The organism is Paenibacillus sp. y28, from assembly GCF_037137075.1.
Classification (GTDB): Bacteria; Bacillota; Bacilli; order Paenibacillales; family NBRC-103111; genus JBBBNV01.
The window spans coordinates 456,768-476,350 of sequence record NZ_JBBBNV010000001.1; the positions used below are offsets into that span (position 1 = coordinate 456,768).

13 protein-coding genes are annotated in these 19,583 nt (G+C 53.6%); 2 read left to right on the forward strand and 11 right to left on the reverse strand.

Annotated features, from left to right (window positions below; all coding sequences use genetic code 11):
* Nucleotides 1-21 precede the first annotated feature (21 nt).
* The 10 genes from WBG83_RS02005 to leuC form a co-directional block, all read right to left on the reverse strand.
* Complete coding sequence (locus tag WBG83_RS02005; RefSeq protein WP_336742208.1) at nucleotides 22-1,893, reverse strand: ABC transporter ATP-binding protein; 1,872 nt, start codon at nucleotides 1,891-1,893, stop codon at nucleotides 22-24.
* Nucleotides 1,890-3,704 (reverse strand): ABC transporter ATP-binding protein, encoded by a 1,815-nt coding sequence (locus WBG83_RS02010; RefSeq protein WP_336742210.1) that lies wholly within the window; start codon nucleotides 3,702-3,704, stop codon nucleotides 1,890-1,892. The genes WBG83_RS02005 and WBG83_RS02010 overlap by 4 nt, the downstream gene beginning before the upstream one ends.
* 367 nt (nucleotides 3,705-4,071) lie before the next feature.
* Nucleotides 4,072-7,803: a dynamin family protein gene (locus WBG83_RS02015; RefSeq protein WP_336742212.1), complete on the reverse strand. Its 3,732-nt coding sequence runs from the start codon at nucleotides 7,801-7,803 to the stop codon at nucleotides 4,072-4,074.
* Nucleotides 7,804-7,847: 44 nt separating this feature from the next.
* Entirely contained in the window at nucleotides 7,848-8,120 is a 273-nt protein-coding gene (locus WBG83_RS02020) for an NAD/NADP transhydrogenase alpha subunit (protein WP_336742214.1), read from the reverse strand.
* A gap of 20 nt (nucleotides 8,121-8,140) precedes the next feature.
* Nucleotides 8,141-8,812 (reverse strand): endonuclease III, encoded by a 672-nt coding sequence (nth, locus tag WBG83_RS02025; RefSeq protein WP_336742216.1) that lies wholly within the window; start codon nucleotides 8,810-8,812, stop codon nucleotides 8,141-8,143.
* 269 nt (nucleotides 8,813-9,081) lie between these two features.
* Entirely contained in the window at nucleotides 9,082-11,763 is a 2,682-nt protein-coding gene (locus WBG83_RS02030) for an S-layer homology domain-containing protein (protein ID WP_336742219.1), read from the reverse strand.
* Between the two features lie 139 nt (nucleotides 11,764-11,902).
* Nucleotides 11,903-12,436, reverse strand: coding sequence for a GerMN domain-containing protein (locus WBG83_RS02035; protein ID WP_336742221.1), 534 nt, complete (start codon nucleotides 12,434-12,436; stop codon nucleotides 11,903-11,905).
* A 4-nt stretch (nucleotides 12,437-12,440) separates the two neighbouring features.
* Complete coding sequence (locus WBG83_RS02040) at nucleotides 12,441-13,964, reverse strand: N-acetylmuramoyl-L-alanine amidase family protein (protein WP_336742223.1); 1,524 nt, start codon at nucleotides 13,962-13,964, stop codon at nucleotides 12,441-12,443.
* A gap of 277 nt (nucleotides 13,965-14,241) precedes the next feature.
* Nucleotides 14,242-14,847 carry a 3-isopropylmalate dehydratase small subunit gene (gene leuD, locus WBG83_RS02045; protein WP_336742225.1) on the reverse strand — a complete coding sequence of 202 codons (606 nt, stop codon included), beginning with the start codon at nucleotides 14,845-14,847 and terminating at the stop codon, nucleotides 14,242-14,244.
* A 23-nt stretch (nucleotides 14,848-14,870) separates the two neighbouring features.
* Nucleotides 14,871-16,298, reverse strand: a complete 1,428-nt coding sequence (leuC, locus tag WBG83_RS02050) for a 3-isopropylmalate dehydratase large subunit (protein ID WP_336742227.1) — start codon at nucleotides 16,296-16,298, stop codon at nucleotides 14,871-14,873.
* A 123-nt stretch (nucleotides 16,299-16,421) separates the two neighbouring features.
* On the opposite strand from leuC, the gene WBG83_RS02055 reads away from it, so the two are divergent.
* A complete protein-coding gene (locus WBG83_RS02055) occupies nucleotides 16,422-17,321 on the forward strand; it encodes a LysR family transcriptional regulator (RefSeq protein WP_336742228.1) in 900 nt (299 codons plus the stop codon).
* Here the strand turns inward: WBG83_RS02055 and WBG83_RS02060 are convergent.
* On the reverse strand, nucleotides 17,318-18,115 hold the full coding sequence (locus WBG83_RS02060; RefSeq protein ID WP_336742230.1) for a carbon-nitrogen family hydrolase: 798 nt from the start codon (nucleotides 18,113-18,115) through the stop codon (nucleotides 17,318-17,320). The two genes, WBG83_RS02055 and WBG83_RS02060, sit on opposite strands and share 4 nt — an antisense overlap.
* Nucleotides 18,116-18,336: 221 nt before the next feature.
* Here WBG83_RS02060 and WBG83_RS02065 point away from each other — a divergent pair, with 221 nt between their 5' ends.
* On the forward strand, nucleotides 18,337-19,539 hold the full coding sequence (locus WBG83_RS02065) for a pyridoxal phosphate-dependent aminotransferase (protein ID WP_336742618.1): 1,203 nt from the start codon (nucleotides 18,337-18,339) through the stop codon (nucleotides 19,537-19,539).
* Nucleotides 19,540-19,583 lie beyond the last annotated feature (44 nt).

Sequence of the window (19,583 nt, forward strand, 5' to 3'; positions counted from 1 at the left end):
CTCCAAACCCGGTCGCTCCTGTCAGACGGCCTCCGAAAGCAGCCGGTACTGCGCTTGAATAAGACCATAATAAATGCCCTGCTTACTCATCAGATCTTCGTGATTGCCCTGCTCCATCATCGTACCATGATCCAGCACAACAATGTTGTCCGCACTGCGAATCGTCGACAACCGATGCGCGATCATGAAGGAGGTTCTGCCCTTCAGCAGCGTCTTGAGCGCCTCCTGAATGCGCAGCTCCGTTTCCGTATCAATGCTGGCCGTCGCTTCATCCAATATCAAGACCCTCGGATTGGCAAGCAGGGCGCGGGCAAAGGAAAGCAGCTGGCGCTGGCCCATGGACAGCACATTGCCCCGCTCCTCCACCTGAGTATCATAACCCTGAGGCAGGGCGGCAATAAAATCATGGGCATGGACCGCCTTTGCTGCTTCTTCAACCTCCTCGTCTGTCGCATCCAGGCGCCCGAAGCGAATGTTGTCCCGGATAGACCCGGAGAAAATGAAGGTGTCCTGCATCACGATCCCGATCTGGGATCGCAAGCTGGAAAGAGTCACCTCGCGAATGTCCACCCCGTCAATCAGAACCCGCCCCTGTACCGGGTCATAGAACCGGCACAGCAAGTTCATGACGGTGCTTTTGCCTGAGCCTGTATGGCCGACGAGTGCAATCGATTGGCCTGCCTGCACGGACAAATCGAAGCCTTTGAGCGCCGGTCGGCCCGGCTCATACTCGAACACGATATTGTCGAAGCGGACATCGCCCTTGATGCCCGACAGCTCCTTGGCATCCTTCTGCTCCGCCACATTCGGCTGCTCGTCCAGATATTCGAAAATCCGCTCCGAGGAAGCCATGGCAATCAGCATCTGGGAATACATCTGGCCGAGCCGATTAATCGGCTCCCAGAAATTCCCGATATAGTTGGCAAAAGCGACCAATAGCCCAATTGTCATCACGTTGCTCTGCACCAGGGTTGTACCGTACCAGAATAAAATCACTGTACCGATAGCCGCCGTCGCTTCAATAATAGGTCCGAAGCCCTGGTTCATGGCGGATGCTTTGTTCCAGGCCTTGTGATTATCCTGATTCATGGTTACGAAAAAGCTCTTATTCTCTTGTTCCTGTGTGAACACCTGAGTAACCCGGATGCCCTGAATGCTCTCTGCCAAGTGGGCATTGATGCGCGAGGACTTGATGGACACCACCTGCCACGCTCTCCGAATCCGCACGCGCAGCGAGGTGGATACAACAAACATCAGCGGCACCGTAACCATAATCGCCAGCCCCAGCTGAAAGTTCAGCGACAGCAAAATAATGATAATCCCGATGAGCTGCACACAGTCAATCATCAGATTGACTACGCCGTTGGTCAGCAAATCCTGCAAGGAATTGACATAGTTCGTAATCCGCACCTGAATTGATCCGGCGGGGCGCTTATCGAAGAAGCGGAACGACAGCTGCTGGATATGGCGGAACAACGCATGACGCAGGTCAAAAATAATATTTTGCCCGATGATGCTCACGGTGCGAATCCGGTACGTGTTAATCGCCCACTGCATGACATACAGCAGGACCATGCCTCCGACACAGGAGAACAGCAGCTTCGCGTTCGGATCGCCCGGCTTCAAGGCGTGGTCAATCGCGTAGCTGATTAAAAGCGGAATAAACAGCTTCGTCAGTGTGCCGAGCACCATCGTCAGCAATATTACCGGAAGCAGCTTTTTCCGGTAAGGGATGACAAATTTCCCCATCCGCCGGATCTGATTCCAGTCAAACGGCTTATCGATTAACTCATCGTCCTGATACACGAACCGTTCGTTTGTCGACCTCGCCTGCTCCTTCCGGCCGGAATGCACCGTGCCTGAGGATTGCTGCGGCCCTGTTTGGGTAGTCATAAGCTGGCCAGCCTCCGCTTCTCGGATGAAATTTCCTTCTCCGCCTCGTCTTGCAGCATACCCTGATTACGCTGCACCTGATCATAATCTGCATACTGGATCTGATATGTATCCCTATACGGCCCTTCTTGCCCCAGCAGCTCATCGTGCGTGCCGCGCTGCACAATCCGCCCCTTCTCCAGAACAATGATTTCATCGGCATACCGCAGGGATGAAATCCGGTGCGCAATGATAAACGTTGTCCGGCCGCGCATTAAATCCCGGAAGCCCGCTTGGATTTGCTGTTCCGTCTCCATATCGACGGCGCTGGTCGCATCGTCAAGTATGAGGATTTTCGGGTTACGCAGAAATGCGCGGGCTATCGCTATCCGCTGCTTCTGCCCCCCTGACAAGCCCAGCCCGCGCTCCCCCACAATCGTATCGTAGCCAAGCGGCAGCTCCATAATAAAATCGTGCGCCTTCGCCAGCTTGGCCGCGTAGATTACTTCTTCCATCGTCGCCTCGCGGTTGCCGTAAGCAATGTTATTGCGAATAGACGAGGAGAACAGGAACGTTTCCTGAAAAACTAATGCCATCTGCCGGCGCAGGCTTTGCAGCCGAATGTCCTGCAAGTCGATGCCGTCCAGCGTAATACGGCCGCTTTTGATATTGTAAGCGCGCAGCAGCAGCTGGATCAGGGTCGATTTCCCCGCTCCGGTTGCTCCGAGTAAACCGAGAACTTTGCCGGGTGCGACATCAAGATCTATATCCTGCAGGGCCGGCGGATTCTCCGGATAAGCGAAGGTTACTTTTTCAAAGCGAACATGCCCTTTTACCTGCTGAGGGTCCAGCTCCTTCGCGTCCGGTTTGTCTTTGACATGCACATGCATATGCAATATTTCGAGCACCCGCTCGCCGGAAGCCTTGGACTGGGTATAGTTATTGATATGAAATCCAAGGTCACGCAGCGGAATGACAATGTACATCACAAAGCTGAAGAAGGCTACTAATTCCCCGACCGTCATCGTGCCCTGAATGACAAACCAGCCGCCGGCCGCCAGCAGAATAGCAAGACATAGGCTGGAGAACAATTCGAGCAGCGGAAAAAACTTCCCCCATGTAAACGCCAAATCGACATGACTTTGCTGATAATCATTGTTCCGGTCCAAAAATTTGTTTACTTCATGAGGCTCGCGGGCAAATGATTTGACCGTCCGCACGCCGGTAATATTCTCCTGAACTGCGGTGGTCAGACTGCTCATTGCTTTGCGGATTTGGCGAAATTCAGGATGAATCCGGCTTTCCAGCCGCAACGCCGTGTAAGCGAGAAAAGGCATGGTAATCATCGTTATCAGAGTCAGCTGCCAGTCCATGCTCAGCATCATCGCAATGCCGACGGTAAACATCAGAACGACGTTCACAAGCTGCACAAACCCGAAGCCGATAAAGTTACGAATACCCTCCAAATCAGCCGTCAACCGGGACATTACGTCCCCCGTTTTGGCTTTATCGTAGTATTGGAATGAAACATGCTGCAGCTTGCTGTACAGCGCCTCCCGCAAATTAAACGCGACCTTGTTGCCCAGCCTTCCGCTGCAAAACCCTTGTCCGAATTGAAACATGGCTTTACTCAGAGTTACGGCTACCACCGCCAGAGACAAGCCCGGAACCAAATCAAACCTTCCTTTGTTAATCACCTCATCAATCAGGTAACGCAAAAGATGAGGGTACACCAGTCCGAGCACTGTGGCTAGTGACAGGCTTGACAGCGCCAAGTACAAATACCGGCGTTCTTGCCAATAATAGTCCTTGAGTTGCCGCAGAACATACATGGGAAACCTCCTGTGATGGCGTTTTCAAATCTTTATGCATCTTAACACCGTCGTCTCCCATGAGCAATTCAGAGAGTGCGGGAATCCGGGCAAATCCGGGCGCTTTTCCACATAAACGGAGATAACCTGCAACTAATCAAAGAGATTCTTGCAAATATTCCGGTTTCATTCCAATGAAAGCGATTCCATGAAAAACGATGAACGCGCGTTCATCTCAGACTCGAGCCATGGGGCGCTCCAGCAAAAAAACGAGCCCCTGTCCGGCATTATATCCGGGCAGAGGCTCGTGCGTTCACATGCAGCATATTTCCCTTTAGAAATCGGGTATGGCAGGATCATATCCGCCATGATGGACGTGTTGCTTTATTTATGATGCCGAGGAAGTGCCCGATAACCGTGCCAAATCCGCCCGCTTCTGTTCCAGAACCGCCATATCCAGCTTCATTTCAAGCGCTGCCAGTTGGCCGTTGACCTGTGCTTGCGCATTGTCCTGCAGGGTGCTGACCAGCTTCTGCAGCCATGCCTCAAGCTGCCCTGCGTATGAATCGTAAAGCAGCTTGGCCTGCCGCTCCAGATAGCTCGCAACGAGAGGCGAAAGCTGCTGCTCCAGCTCCGCTCGCAGCTTCGCTTTGCCATCCCCTTCGAAGAAGGATTTCCCGTTCTTGTAGCGGGAGAGCAGCCATTTGCTGTCAAACGCCGGGCTTTCAATCGTTTCAGCCACCTGCGGCGTCACAAAGCCCCCATCCGGGTACGCCGCCGGGGCGTAGTCGGGAAGCAAGCCGCTGATTTGGCCGGACCAATGCTCCAGCCGCTCACGGGAAAGCTTGTGCATAGATTTTTCCACCCGCAGTGTGGTTGCCAGCACTTCCTGGGATACATCATAAGAGATCAGTCCAATAAAATCATGAGCAGCGGCTAAAAGCGCTGTACGGATTTGTCCATTGTCCTCCCTCAACGTGGAGGGGTTAAAGGCCAGGGTGTACAATTCGCCGAAGCGATAATAGGAACGCTGCTTGATGTAGTACAGCAGCTCGTCAATTTCTTTGCGAAGCTGCAGCTGCAGCTGTCCGCTTACGGCTTCACTATTCAGCAGAGCCTGTATTCGCCCAGCCGTTTCCCTCAGATCGGCGCTGCGCTGTGCGCGCTGCTGCTCGCCTTCGGCGGCCAGCTGCATCCAGCGGGCCAATAAGCGCTCCGAGCGGCGAAGCTCATCCGCTGCCGCATGAACGGCAATATCCCCCAGCTCCTCGAAGGTAAACCGGATAAACGCCTCTTCAAACACAGGCAGCCCCGATGCGGCAAGCTGTGATGCAGAGCCGCTTAAACGTCCCTCAAGCGCCGTCAGGCTGGACATCGGATATATGCGCGGCTGACGAATGCCGTATTGCAGCAGATTATCCCCTACATGCTTGACAACCCCGTCAAGCTCCTCTTTGGAGGACGCCAAATCAGCGGCGTTCACAATGAAAAACATTTTATCCAGCTCAAAGGTATCCTTCACCCGGCCGAGCTGCAGCAAAAATTCACGGTCGGCCTGTGAAAAGGCGTGATTATAGTAGGTCACAAATAAAATGGCATCCGCATTTTTGATGTAATCAAAGGCAACCCCGGTGTGACGGGCATTAATGGAGTCCGCTCCGGGCGTATCCACAAGCACGATGCCCTGATCGGTGAGCGGGCAAGAATACATCACTTCAATATGGCTGACAAAGCATGACTTGCTCTCTTCTGCGACATAGCCCTGGAACTGCTCCAAATCAACCCGCAGCTCACTGCCAAGCTCCGCCTCTCGCTCGGCCCAGCCCTGCTCAACCGCCTTCAAAAATGCGTAATGCGGCTTCCCTTTTCCGCTGACATCCTGCGGCGACAGGCTGCGGATAGCGGCAAGCGCGGATTTCAAATCCGCCGTCGGGCGGCCCAGCGCTTCCAAGGAGTACAGGATGTCGGCCGTGACCGCTTCCTTCGTCTTCATGGTCACGCGAACCGTACCGTGCGGCCACTCTTCAGAAGGCGGCATAATTTTGTTAATCGCCGCTGTCGTAGGATTCGGCGACACCGGCAGAAGCCGGCGCCCAATCAGCGCATTGGCGAAGGAAGACTTGCCCGCGCTGAAAGCACCGAACAACGCGATAGTAAACCGCTGGTTCGCCAGCCGCTGCGCCTTGTCCCGGAGAGAGTCCGCCGCTGCTTCCAGCGAAGGAATCCCCTTTAGAAGCCCGGCCGCCGCATCGAGACGTTCAGCCTCCCGGCTGAGCCGCTGCCGCTGTTCCTCCCATGCGGTTGACGCTGCGTCTCCTGCCGGCGAACTCTGACTGCCCGAGGCCGGGGCACTGCCAGCCGCTGCCAGCATAACCGCGCTGCCCGTATGTTCTGAAGCAGTCGTCTGTCCCGTCCCCCTGCTTCCGGCCTCTGCTTTCTGACCGTCGCCCAAGCCGGCATGCTGCACAGCTTCTTCGCTCTCCAGGTCCGGACGCGACCACGCCTCTTCCTCAAGCTCAGGAAGCAGCGCAAGCAGCTCGTCCTCGCGTCCCTTCACCTCTGCGGCCAGCGCCTCCAGACTGCGGTATGCCGACAGGTGTATCTCCAGCGCGGCCAGTTCTCCACGCGGAGCAGCAGCCTGTGCCTCGGCACGCACAGCCGCTTCCTTCGCAAATCGCTCTGCCAGCTCCAGCGCAGCGCGGCGGTACAGCGACCGCACTTCTCCGGCAACCTGCTTGCAATAATTCAGCACATATTCTCCGGAAGCGGATACTACCGCTCCTTCATTTACTTGTGCAGCCAGCCATTGAGCGTTCACATACCGGGAAGCCTCTTGAAGCCCTTCTGCCGCAGCAGAGGCATCCAGACCAACCTGCTCCGCTGTTTTTTGCAGCAGGTCGCTTAGATGCCACTCCAGCTGTGTCCGCACCTTCTCCGCAAAATCCGTATGGAACGCGCTGAGCCGCTGCTCGCGTTCCCGCTCCACCGCCGCCTTCGTGCTGAAAAACCCTGGCTTAAAGCCCGGCTTCCGGCTTGCCAAATACAGAGCCGCAGCATCCCGCGTCAAAGCCGGCGTAATCGCCGCATGCTCGATAATTTCTTCACAGGATTTTTTCAACCGCTGCAGCAAGCGCTCAGGCTCCGCCAGCAGCTCGCGAAGCTGAGATTCCAGCTCCCCGTGGCGGGTGAGCAGGGCGGCAACCTCCGCCTCATCTCCCATTTTGTCCTCCAGAGCCTGGCGCCGGTCCGCTTGCTGTTCCTCCAGCCATGCCGCGTGCTCTCCAATCAGATGACGCGCCGATTGCCATACGCTGCGCTTGCGCAAGATCACGCTGTCCCCGACAAGCTCTCCAAGCAGCCATCGCAAGATGCCGCTTTCATCATGCGGATGCTCCGGCTGCTTCACCGAAATGAACATCAGCCCGTCCGGCTCAATATTCCATTGCCGGAACGCCTGCTCCGCCTCATGGGCGTATTTCGTAAACGGCAGCTCCGCCTCCCGGTGCTTGTCAATCATATTTACAATCAGATAAAGCGGCTTTCCCCAATCCTGAAGGCGCTTCGTGAAATCGAAATTAATCTCCGACTGTACGTGATTATAATCCATGACATAGAATACGACGTCGGCCAGATGAAGCGCGGATTGCGTAGACAACCGGTGTGCATCATCCGTCGAATCAATGCCGGGCGTGTCCAGCAGCGTCAGCCCGCCCTTCAAAAAGTCGGAAGGGTATTCAATATGCACGGTTTCAATCACTTCACCGTTGCGGCATACTTCCGGCAGCCGCTCCAAATCCACCTCTGCGGTTTCCCCTCCCTGCGGCCCGCCCGCAGCAAAGGTAACCTTCGCTTTGGCTTGCTCTCCCCAGCTGATGGATACCACATTGGCGCTTGTCGGAATCGGGCTGGAAGGCAGCAGCTGCGCGCCGCACAAGGCATTAATCAGACTTGATTTGCCGGCAGAGAAATGACCGCAAAAAGCAGCCACAAGCTTGCCTGTCCCCCATTTATTTGTCAAATCCCGAACTTTATCCGCATGCTGGCCGTCTCCGGCCTCCTGTAAGCGCTGCGCCAGCGTCTCCAGCGGTCCTATCGTTTCTCTCTCTTCCATCTCTACCATCGTTTCTTCCCTCCGCAACAAAAAAAACCGAATTTCTCCGGTTTCTAGTGTACCACAGATTCGGTTTCAGGGATAAAAATTTCGAATACGGAGCCATGCTGCAAAATGGTGATATCGCGGTCCTTTAATCTCATAACGACCACATCCGGCCGGGCCTTCATCTTGTCCAAATAATTTTCAGGCACTTCACCTGATTCGCTGACGGTTACGCCTTCTACTTCCTTTTCTTCATTTTCAGCCAGCGGCGTGCTGAGAATGGTTTCGTAAATGTCCGAAAACAGCTCAAAATTGTTCGTGTATACCGAGATGCATTTCATGTTAAATCCCATCCTTTTCTCTAGTTGGCGCTTGTAGTAGGCTTCCTTTTTTTAGGCTGTTTCATACGTCGTCGGCCTTCCGTGCACATGTCCAGGAGCGGACAAATATCGCACTGCGGATTTTGCGCCTTACAGTGATATCTTCCAAAAAAAATGAGTCGGTGATGCGTCATCGTCCATTCATCCTTTGGCACCTTGCGCATCAGTTTCTTTTCCACTTCCAATACGCTGTCTTCCGCCTTGGCTAGACCAAGCCGTTTGGAAATGCGCTCGACATGAGTATCCACGGCGATAGCGGGAACACCAAATGCATTAGACACCACAACATTGGCGGTCTTGCGGCCAACACCCGGCAGTTCGACAAGCTGCTCATGCTTTTGAGGGATTTCCCCGTTGTACTTATCGAGTACCATACGGCATAACAGCTGGATATTTTTTGCTTTGTTCCGGAATAAGCCGATACGGCGAATGTCCTGCTCCAGCTCCTCGAGCGGTACGCTCAGGTAGTCCTCCGGCGTCTTATATTTTGGGAACAGAGAAGCCGTCACTTTATTCACAGTTTCGTCTGTACATTGGGCGGAAAGCAGAACAGCGATTGTCAGCTCAAACGGGTTACTGTGATTCAGCTCACAGTGTGCATCCGGAAACATGCCGGCAATCGTATCTAATATCGTTCTTACCCTCGTGCTCATGTTCTGTTCCTCTCTTTTGCAGTAGCCGATTTTCTCAGTTTAGCGGAACATGCCGCCGGAATCAATGGCGGAATGGGGAAAACAATGAAACTTTTATAACGATTTTCAAATTATTTTATTTCTTGATGTCGAATTTCATTGCATTTCCTGCCGATTCTCACGCGGCAGCCGCTGCTAGCAAGAAGCTTCCTGCACAACGGACTTGAAAAACTAGCCCGATCTCCCGAAATCATGCGGGACATCGGGCATATTCTAAGTAGAGAACCGGCTTAATTTTTTTCCAACTCGATGATGTCCCCGCCAAGAACATACACCGTTACAGTGTCGTTCTCCACCAAATAACCCGGCTCAAAAAGCTCGGTGCCTTGGTGAATATAGGCATCCTTCCGCAGCTTGTACGTCACGGTATCGTTTAACGTACGGCTTTTGAAGGAGATATTGCGTGTCAACGGCTCATAGTACCATACCGAACGCTTCTCTCCGGCCAGAACCGTCACGTTCATCGCTCCGTTGCTCTCTTCAAAAAACTGAACCCGGTTGCCCACTTCCAGCGCGCTGATTGAGGTGGATACATTGGAATTCAACGTTACTTTAACACCGGACTTCAGGCTGTACACTTCCTTCGTGCCGTTATAGCCTTCCACGGTCATCTCCGTCGCGGCCTTATCAATCGCAGTTATTTTGCCGACTACCGTATCCAGCGAGATCATGCTGTCGATGGTGGAACCCACATAGTTGATAAGGACATAATCATCGATGTTCACGTTCTCGATTTTGACCGCTTTGCCATCCTTTTTGGTGAATGAATATTTGTCCTTCGTGCTGTAGGATTGCACGTTGCCGTCGGCATCCACCAGCTTCAATGTGCCTGCGCTTGCATCCTTGTTGTAAATTTTATACTGGATCGTTTTCTTCAGCTGGATGCGGCCAACCGCATCCTTCGCATAATTCAACTGCACACGGACCGGATCGCCGACCTTGATATCGCTTATCGTTGCCGTTGTTTTGTAGGCCACATCCACGACCGGAAGCGTGTCCAGCTTAAAGTACATCGATGTACCGGTAGCATCGTCCGTGATCGTAATGCCGCTGACCGTTTTGGCGCTGACCACACCTTCAAATTTGGTCGCTACCTTCACCGCAAGCAGCTTATCGCCGTTGATGGTCAAGTTCACCTTCGTTCCTACGGGGAAGCTGTCCAGGAAATTAGCAACGCTAACGACCATTTCATCATACTCGATATTTACACTGTTCGATAGCTGATACGCTTTATAAGCCCCGTATTCATCCTTCACAGTAACGACATTTTCCTTGCTGTCAAAGCTGATTACCGTTGCAACCACATTGGGCTGAATATTCCGGTTCTGCACGATAATCCGGACGACGCGGTTTTCCTTCAGCTCCAGCTTGACATTGTCGCTATCGGCAACGAGATCCTTCAACCCCGGCAGTGCCAGACCTTGAATGACGACATTGATGGAATCGCTGAAATTGTAGGTAGCAAATTTGCCGTCCGATTTCTGTACCGTCACGATCATTTTCGAGGCGTCGGCTTGTACCAGCTTGCCTTCATCGACAGCATCAACAGCCTTGTAAGTAATGTAAATGGCCGTCACGATACCGTCCATTACATGTACCGTAACTTCATCTCCCTTATACAAAGCGGTCAATACCGAAGGCTGATCCAGCAGCTGCACAGGCACATCCTCAGAAAGCGTGTACTCCTCCAGATTTCCGTTTGCTTTATTCGAAACAATAATGGCTCCGGCCTTCGTTTCTTCAAAGAAACCTTCGATTTTGCGGAGCGTCGGCTCCTGCTTTACAATAATTTGCGAAATCTTTGCGCCCTGCACCATGCCGTTTCGCTTGATTTGGAGCAGCGAGCCCTTCACAAGGGAGCCGAGGGAAAGCCCTTTGCCCTCTTTATCCACGACGGATACGAACGATTCCATGTCGTAGACTTCGGAAGCGCCGTTCATGTTAAGCGTAATTTTTTGAGTTGAAAGGTTCACGTCCGTCAGTTTGCCTTCATATGTATCTACACGAACCTGATCGTCGGTAACCTCCACATAATAAGCCACGCCTTTTTCCTGAATAACGGTTACCTCGAACGAAGGCTCCACCGCAGATCGGTCAGTCGGCTTGCTTTCGCTTTTGGGCGAGAAGTAAACGGCGCTTCCGGAAAGCTCCAGCGATGTAACCTGTCCGTCCTTGCTTTGAATCGTAATCGATTTATCATTCATATCCACTACGTACCCGTTCATCATACGCGAGGAGTGCGAAGGTAAATAACTGTCCGCACGGCTTAAGAAAGCCGCCATCTGCGAGCGGGTAACCGATACCTTCGGCTGGAACGATCCGTCGTCAAAGCCGTTGACGATGCCCAGCGCAGCAGCGGCATTAATATAGCCTACATTCGCCGGCGTCATCTCCTTGCTGTCCGTAAATACACTCGGAGTATTGACAAGCTTCTCTGCATCGGACTCCTTGCCCATTGCACGCACAACGAGCCTGGCTACCCATTCCCTGGTGGCAGGCTGGCTTCCCCAGGTTTTTCCGGTAGACTCTTGGGTTTCACTGGGGAGGATCAGTCCGCGATCAAACGCCATGTTCACATACGGCTTGGCATCCGCCCGGACCGTTACCGGGAGTATGTACTCGGTTTTAGCGCTTTTCGCTTCATCTTCAAGACCCATCATACGAATCGCCATAATGACGGCGTCCTCTTGCGTTACATTTTGATCCGGATTGAAATTTCCGGCCCCGTCACCTTGTACGATACCGGTCAAAGCCAGCTTCGTCACATATTTCAGGGACCAGTGATCACTTTTTACATCGGGAAAGCTTTGTTTCAAGGATGTTTCCGCTCCGGCGATACCGGCCGGCATAAGCATTGCTGCGGCCAAAGTAACGGCCGTAAGTTGTTTGACTAATGGCAAGCGTCGTTTCATAGCTTAAACAAGTCTCCTCTCTCATGAAAACAAGCCAATAAGTGCAGCTAAGACCGAAAATATGTAACCGTCCGTTGCGGGCGGGCTTCCGGCACCTGCTTTCCAGGCGCCTCTTCCACCGGTCATACTTGCGGCTGTGCTATTCCATAAACTCTGTGTTTCGGACAATTGGATACGGCAAAGCTACGTGCCCCATCAGACTTTCAACCTGCTTCCCGTCAACAAGCAGCTCCATGGAAGCCACCTCCTGGAACTGAAAGACGGTTTTTGAAATGGCCTGCAGCATGAGCAGCTCCCCGCCTGACCCAAGCCGTGCCTCATTCGGAATCGTTAGATTAATACGCAGCTTGCCCTCATTCAGCTTCACTTCTTTAAATTGAAGCTTGCTAACCAAGGAAAGCAATTCCCCCGATGGCGGTGTCCTCAGTGCTGTCAGCGCGGCGGCGTACTTGTCCTCATCCTGCCGGAATCGAATGGTGGTCTGCTGCTCGACTAGCTTCTCAAGCTCCGAATTCGTATAGAACGTCTTGATTTGCAGTTCTTTATCAGCTGCCGGAGCCGGGGTCGGCACAGCCTGCTGCGCCGGGTTGACCTCTGTTCTGGCGGAATTACAACCGGTTAACGCTGCTATGCACAGCCCCATAATTAGCAAGCTTCTGGTGAGGTGTCTCATGGCTTCATTCCTCCTTGCTGCTCAGAAATTCCTTGACTCCGGCTGCAATAGCCTCAGCAACCTTCTGCTGGAAAGCCTCTGACCATATCAGGCTGTTCTCCTCCTGATTGGACAAAAATCCGATCTCGAGAAGCGTCGCCGGCACCTCCGCCTCCCGAAGCACCTTATAGTTGTTTTGCTTTACTTTGCGGTCGGGAAACCCGGTCGCTTCAAGCACATGCTTGTGAAGAATCGTTGCTGGCAGACGCCCGTCAGGCAAATAAAAGTATGTTTCTGTTCCTCTGATAGCACGGTTGTCGGGGAAGCTGTTGCCGTGAATGGACAGGAACAAGTCGGCCTTGATTTTGTTCGCCTGCGCAATCCGGTCGCTCAGTTCAATCTTCACATCGGTTGTCCGGGTAACCTGAACCTCGATATTCGGGTCCTTTTCCAGCAGCGCAGCGACCTTTTGCTGCATCGGCAGCGTAAAGTCCTTCTCATTTTTGCCGTCCACGCTGCGGGTTCCCGGGTCTGTTCCGCCATGTCCCGCATCAAGCACGACCGTGTATTTCTTTTGCAGCTTCGGCTCCTCTTTCTTGAGCACAATGGTCAGCAGACCCGTGTTTTTGTCTGAAGTAATCGTGTAGTCCTGCTTGCTCTTTAGATCAATCACTATTCGTGAAATAGCAGGCTCACTGGAAAAAAGAGAATAGCGGATTTTGAGAATTTCAGGATGCCTGGACTCGATTTCGCCGTTTTGTACCGGCACAGTGCCGTTTAACACCTTCGCCCAGCCTGCACCCGGCAGATCAATGACAATCCGGTCCGGCTTGTCCAGGGCAAAAGCGTTCGCTATCAGCGGTTTACTGGCCTGAACCGTAATTTTGTCGGTTTCAGCTGAAATTTTACTAATCAGCGCCAATTGAGCGTCCGCTGTTCCAATCGGAGACGGCCCCCCGGTGGCTGCCCCCGTCTGGGAGCCGCTTGAACCGCTGGCGGAGGAGCCGTTAGGCTTCGTAGTCCCGCCGCTGTTCCCATTTCCCGCAGACCCCGAATTGGGTCCGGCCGCACCGCTTCCAGCCCCGGATTCGGAGGACACCGGGCTTCCGCTGTCGGCTTCATCCTTTTTGAACAGGTGAACCGAACGGGTTTCCTCATCCCATTTCACCCCGATGCCTAACGCTTCGCTGACGAAACGGACAGGCACCAGCGTATTTCCTCCAACGATCGTGGCTGGCTCCTCCAGGATGCCGGCCTTGCCGTCAACCTCTGCATTTCTGCTGTCAATTTTCAGTACAATTTTTTTTGCATTTTGCTCAATCGTGACTGTACGGGCTTGTTCATTCCACTTTACCCCGGCGCCGAGCTCCTCCGCCACAATCCGGACCGGCACCAGTGTCACGCCTTGACCTGCGATTTGGGGATTCACTTCAGGAGCAAGCTTTTGGCCATTTAAAAACAAATGAATCGGGGTTTCGGCCGCCCATCCGGTTTGCGGCAGACAAATGAGCAGCAGCACAAGCAGCAGCCATAGTTTTACCGTTTTCATAGTTCACCTCATATGTATAGGCCCTAGCCCACGCTATTCTATTATTTTAGCAAAACTTGTTTACAAAACATAGACATATTATGAGATTGCCGTTTCCGCAAATGGATTTCCGTTCCCCCTCCCGCTGCAAAGCCTGACAACCTCAAACAAACATGTGCAGTATTAGACGGCAGAAACCACGAAAAGTTACAGGCCGCAGACGAAAAAATCTCTCACAAACCGCGGAGGATTGTGAGAGATTTGGAGGTAAAGCAAAGATTGTGAGAGCAGGAAAAACTTACTTGTATGCCAGACGGGCTTCGTGCTTGGCTTCGTATGCAGAGATTGCATCCGCATGCTTCAGCGTCAAGCCGATATCATCCAAGCCCTGCAGCAGGAACTGGCGGCGGTGCTCATCCAAATCGAAGGCAATGTGCAGGCCGTAATCGTCGGTCAAGGTTTTGGCCTCCAGATCCACATTCAGCTTGTAGCCTTCATATTTTGCTGTGCGCTGGAACAAATCTTCTACTTGCTCCTCGCTCAGCTTCAACGGCAAAATGCCGTTTTTAAAGCAGTTGTTATAGAAAATATCCGCATAGCTCGGCGCGATAACGACCTTGAAGCCGTAATCGAGAATCGCCCAAGGCGCGTGCTCACGGGAGGAGCCGCAGCCGAAGTTGGCGCGGGAAATCAGTACCGAAGCCCCTTGGAAGCGTTCCTGGTTCAAGGAAAACTCAGGAATCACATTGCCCTTTTGGTCAAAGCGCCATTCGAAAAACAGGAATTGACCGAAGCCGGAGCGCTCGATGCGCTTCAGGAATTGTTTAGGAATAATAGCGTCAGTATCCACGTTAACCCGGTCTACCGGTGCCACGAGGCCGTTAAGCTGTTTGAACGGTTCCATGATGTGTGTATCCCCTCTCTATGTTACTTGGAAGCGACAGCTTCCTCGTTGATTTTCCAATCGCGCACGTCAACGAAATGACCTGCGATTGCTGCGGCAGCCGCCATAGCAGGAGATACGAGATGCGTACGTCCGTCGCGGCCTTGACGGCCTTCGAAGTTCCGGTTGGAAGTCGATGCGCAGCGGTCGCCAGGGTTCAGCACGTCCGGGTTCATCGCCAGACACATGCTGCAGCCTGCATCGCGCCATTCGAAACCGGCTTCCGAGAAAATTTTGTCGAGACCTTCTTTTTCCGCCTGCAGCTTGACGCGTCCCGAACCAGGAACAACAATCGCTTCTACGTTTGGAGAAACTTTGTAGCCTTTGGCGATTACCGCCGCGGCACGAAGGTCTTCAATCCGTCCGTTTGTACAGGAACCAATGAATACCCGGTTAATTTGCAGCTCTGTCATCGGAGTTCCCGGAGTCAGACCCATGTACTCAATTGCTTTTTCCGCTGCTTTGCGCTCATTCTCGGTCGCGAAATCCTTCGGATTCGGAACCAGGCCGGTTACGTCGGTACCCATGCCCGGGCTTGTTCCCCAAGTCACCTGCGGCACCAATGTCTCGGCATCAAATTCAACCAGCGTGTCATACTCGGCGCCTTCGTCAGTTACATAGTGCTTCCATTGTTCGACAGCCGCATCGAATGCTTCGCCTTGTGGAACGTAGTCTCTGCCGCGCAGATAGTTGAAGGTTGTTTCGTCCGGTGCAATAAGTCCTGCTCTTGCTCCTGCTTCGATGGACATGTTACATACTGTCATACGCTCTTCCATCGTCAAATTGCGGATCGCGTCGCCCGTGTACTCGATAACGTAGCCTGTTGCAAAGTCAGTGCCGTATTTTGCGATGATGCCCAGAATCAGGTCTTTGGCAGTGATGCCCGGCTTCAGCTTGCCGTTAACGCGAACTTCCATCGTTTTCGGCTTGGCTTGCTGCAAGCACTGTGTCGCCATAACGTGTTCCACTTCACTTGTACCAATCCCGAAGGCCAGTGCGCCGAAGGCGCCGTGAGTCGATGTGTGGCTGTCGCCGCAAACGATCGTTTTACCCGGGTGAGTCAGACCTACCTCCGGACCCATAACGTGCACGACGCCTTGGTCTACGTGGTTCAGGTCGAACAGCATAACGCCGAAATCAGCACAGTTTTTGGACAAGGTGTCCACCTGCTGCTTGGAGATCGGATCGGCAATGTTGAACCGATCTTTCGTCGGTACATTGTGGTCCATTGTTGCAAAGGTCAGGTCCGGACGGCGTACTTTGCGGCCGCTCAGGCGCAGGCCTTCAAACGCTTGCGGGGACGTTACTTCATGCACGAGATGCAGGTCAATATAAATGATGCTTGGCTTTCCTGCTTCTTGATGAATCACGTGGTTGTCCCAAATCTTTTCAAACATTGTCTTTTTAGACATCTCGGTTCACCTCTTCATGTTTGGCAAATCTGTTGGCTGAATATAATATAACATGTTCTTATTCATTGTTCCAAGATATAATATCTATAAATGCTATAGGCAAAAATTATAGGAGGCGCTACGATGGAACTTCGTCAGCTTACATATACCGTGCAAATCGCACAGGAAAAAAATTTTTCGCGCGCGGCTGAAAAGCTGCATATCGCCCAGCCTTCGCTTAGCCAGCAGCTTTCCAAGCTGGAGAAGGAAATTGGGGTCCTGCTGTTCCGGCGCAGCACCAACTCCGTTGAGCTTACCCATGCCGGCGCCCTGTTTGTAGACCGGGCTCAAAAAATTATCGACATGGTCGGCCAGCTCAAAAAGGAAATGGAAGACATCTCTCAGATGCGCAAGGGCCGCTTGTCGGTCGGCAGCCTTCCGATGACGGGAGCGCATATTTTGCCGCTGGTGCTGCCTGTCTTTCAAGCACGGTACCCTGAAATCGAAATCGCCCTGGTCGAAGAAACCTCGGCAAATCTGGAGGCGCTGACCGCCAGCGGCCAAACCGATATCAGCCTGCTTTCCCTGCCCCTGGAGGAAAACGTATTAAGCTATGAAAGTATTATAGAAGAAGAAATTTGCCTCGCTATCCCGCCCCAGCACCGGCTCGCTGCTGCGGGCTGCGGCCCGGTCGAGCTCGCCGAGCTTGCCGCGGAGCCGTTCATTGTCCTGAAGCAGGGGCAGGGCTTCCGGCAAATTGCGCTCGACCTGTGCGCCCAAGCCGGCTTCGCTCCGGACATCGTGTTTGAAAGCAGCAACATTGAGACGGTGCAATCCCTTGTTGCCGCAGGCATGGGGATTGCCTTCGTGCCGCAGATGGTGGCCCGGAGCAAGGGCAGTCCGCTGGCGCCGTCCTATCTTTCCTTATCGACCCGTCCCACGCGAACGCTTGTTATCGCTTACCGGCAGGGACGTTACTTGTCCAAAGCGGCGGAAGCCTTCATGTCCGTCGTTCGGGAAGTCATCAAAAGCGAGCGGCACTAGTACAATTCAGGACGCCGATCCTCGAAGATCGGAATACGGCCGCGAACCTCCGTCACCTTGGACAAATCGATTTCCGCGGAAAGCAGCGCTTCCTCTTCCCCTCCTTCGGCCAGCACCTCGCCCCAAGGGTCAATAATCATGGAATGTCCGAAGAAATGGGTGGTTCCGCTAGTGCCGACCCGATTGCAGGCCACAACATACATTTGGTTCTCGATGGCCCGGGCCTGCAGCAGCGTGCGCCAGTGATGCAGCCGCGGATGCGGCCATTCCGCAGGCACGAACAGGATGCGCGCCCCGGCCAAGGCCAGCTTGCGGGTCAGCTCGGGGAACCGGATATCATAGCAAATCATCAGGCCCGCAGGCACCCCTTCCAGCTCGAACAAACCGGGCTTGTCCCCTGCCTGCAGATGCTTCTCCTCGTCCATCAGGCGAAACAAATGAATTTTGGAATAGTCGCTTATGCGGCGGCCGTCCCGGTCAAACACAAGAATTGTATTGTATACGCCGTCCTCCCGCTTTTCGGCGATTGAGCCGCCTACCACAACAACACCATGCTTGCGGCTAAATTCGGAAAGCAGCGCAGCCGTGCGCTCCCCCCGTTCGTCGGACAGCTCGCCGATTTCATCAAGCGCATAACCGGTATTCCACATCTCCGGCAGCACGAGAACGTCCGGCTTGTCCGGGCTGCTGACCGCCTCCTCCAGCTTGGCGGCCATGCGGACAAAGTTCGCGTCCGGCTGGCCGATCGCAATATCCGTTTGCAGCAGTGTTATACGAAGCTGTTCACTCACCATGATTTCTCCTCTCCGGCCTCAGCCGTTTGTTCCTTCTTCACTATAGAAGAAATTGCTTTCCTGCACAATGGGGGCAGGTGGAAACCGCAGGCCGGACGGATGCCTTGCCGCAATATCATACATCCGGGCGCGGGAAAGCCTTGCACTGCTATACACAGTCACCGATTCGTGATAAAGTAATCTCATTGTATTACTGGAGAATCGGAGTGAAATTGAACATGATGAAGCCAACTACAGCGCGGACCTCCGCGTTTCCCATTGTACCTGCGCAGCGGATGCAAACCCTGCCGGTCCAGTTCTTCGCCAATCTGGTTAAAAAGGCTAACGCCCGTACTGCCGAAGGCTACGATGTAATTAATCTCGGTCAAGGCAATCCCGATCGGCCGACGCCCGCCCATATCGTATCGGCGCTCCAGGAGGCGGCCCCCAATCCGCTGTATCACCGTTATCCGCCATTTAGCGGATTCGGATTTTTGAAGGAAGCCATCGTGAAGCGTTACAAGGAGGATTACGGCGTAACCCTCGATCCGGAAAAAGAAGTCGCCATTCTGTTCGGCGGCAAGACAGGTCTTGTGGAAATTAGCCAATGCTTCCTTAACCCCGGCGATGTGTGCCTCGTGCCGGACCCGGGCTATCCGGACTATTGGTCCGGTGTTGAGCTTGCAGGCGGACGCATGGTGTTTATGCCGCTGCTGGAAAGCAATGCATTTTTGCCGGACTATTCCAGTATCTCTCCGCTTGACGCCGAGAAGGCCAAGCTGATGTTTATCAACTATCCCAACAATCCGACAGCCGCTACGGCGCCAGCTTCGTTCTATGAAGATACAATCCGGTTTGCGGAGAAGCACGGCATTGTCGTTGCAAGCGATTTTGCTTACGGAGCCGTAGGCTTTGACGGTAAACGGCCCGTCAGCTTTCTTGAGCTTCCCGGCGCCAAAGAGGTCGGCGTAGAATTTTATACACTTTCCAAAACCTATAACATGGCCGGCTGGCGTGTGGGCTTCGCGCTGGGTAACGAAGAAGTTATCCGCGTCATCAATTTGATGCAGGACCATTATTACGTCAGCTTGTTCGGCGGCATTCAAGCGGCGGCGGCTGAAGCGCTGACCGGTCCGCAGGATGGTGTCCGGGAGCTGGTCGGCGTGTATGAGAGCCGTCGTAATGCGCTTTTCGGAGCGCTGGACCGTATCGGCTGGAAGGCGACGCCGTCGCAGGGCTCCTTTTTTGCCTGGCTGCCTGTGCCGAAGGGCTACAGCTCGGCTGAACTTGCCGATAAGCTGCTGATGGAAGCCAATGTGGTCGTAGCGCCCGGCATCGGCTTTGGAACAAGCGGCGAAGGCTATGTGCGGATGGGCCTATTGTCTAACGAAGATCGGCTTGTTGAGGCCGCGGAGCGCATCGGCAAGCTCGGACTGTTCCGCTAGTATCAGGCGCAGCGCCATAAACCGCTCCCGCCTTTCTTTACAAA

What these genes read in the sequence shown, in the direction of transcription:
- WBG83_RS02005 (WP_336742208.1), bottom strand. Translation starts at nt 1,893, where the DNA reads ATGACTACCCAAACAGGGCCGCAGCAATCCTCAGGCACGGTGCATTCC.
- WBG83_RS02010 (WP_336742210.1), bottom strand. Translation starts at nt 3,704, where the DNA reads ATGTATGTTCTGCGGCAACTCAAGGACTATTATTGGCAAGAACGCCGG.
- WBG83_RS02015 (WP_336742212.1), bottom strand. Translation starts at nt 7,803, where the DNA reads ATGGTAGAGATGGAAGAGAGAGAAACGATAGGACCGCTGGAGACGCTG.
- WBG83_RS02020 (WP_336742214.1), bottom strand. Translation starts at nt 8,120, where the DNA reads ATGAAATGCATCTCGGTATACACGAACAATTTTGAGCTGTTTTCGGAC.
- nth (WP_336742216.1), bottom strand. Translation starts at nt 8,812, where the DNA reads ATGAGCACGAGGGTAAGAACGATATTAGATACGATTGCCGGCATGTTT.
- WBG83_RS02030 (WP_336742219.1), bottom strand. Translation starts at nt 11,763, where the DNA reads ATGAAACGACGCTTGCCATTAGTCAAACAACTTACGGCCGTTACTTTG.
- WBG83_RS02035 (WP_336742221.1), bottom strand. Translation starts at nt 12,436, where the DNA reads ATGAGACACCTCACCAGAAGCTTGCTAATTATGGGGCTGTGCATAGCA.
- WBG83_RS02040 (WP_336742223.1), bottom strand. Translation starts at nt 13,964, where the DNA reads ATGAAAACGGTAAAACTATGGCTGCTGCTTGTGCTGCTGCTCATTTGT.
- leuD (WP_336742225.1), bottom strand. Translation starts at nt 14,847, where the DNA reads ATGGAACCGTTCAAACAGCTTAACGGCCTCGTGGCACCGGTAGACCGG.
- leuC (WP_336742227.1), bottom strand. Translation starts at nt 16,298, where the DNA reads ATGTCTAAAAAGACAATGTTTGAAAAGATTTGGGACAACCACGTGATT.
- WBG83_RS02055 (WP_336742228.1), top strand. Translation starts at nt 16,422, where the DNA reads ATGGAACTTCGTCAGCTTACATATACCGTGCAAATCGCACAGGAAAAA.
- WBG83_RS02060 (WP_336742230.1), bottom strand. Translation starts at nt 18,115, where the DNA reads ATGGTGAGTGAACAGCTTCGTATAACACTGCTGCAAACGGATATTGCG.
- WBG83_RS02065 (WP_336742618.1), top strand. Translation starts at nt 18,337, where the DNA reads ATGAAGCCAACTACAGCGCGGACCTCCGCGTTTCCCATTGTACCTGCG.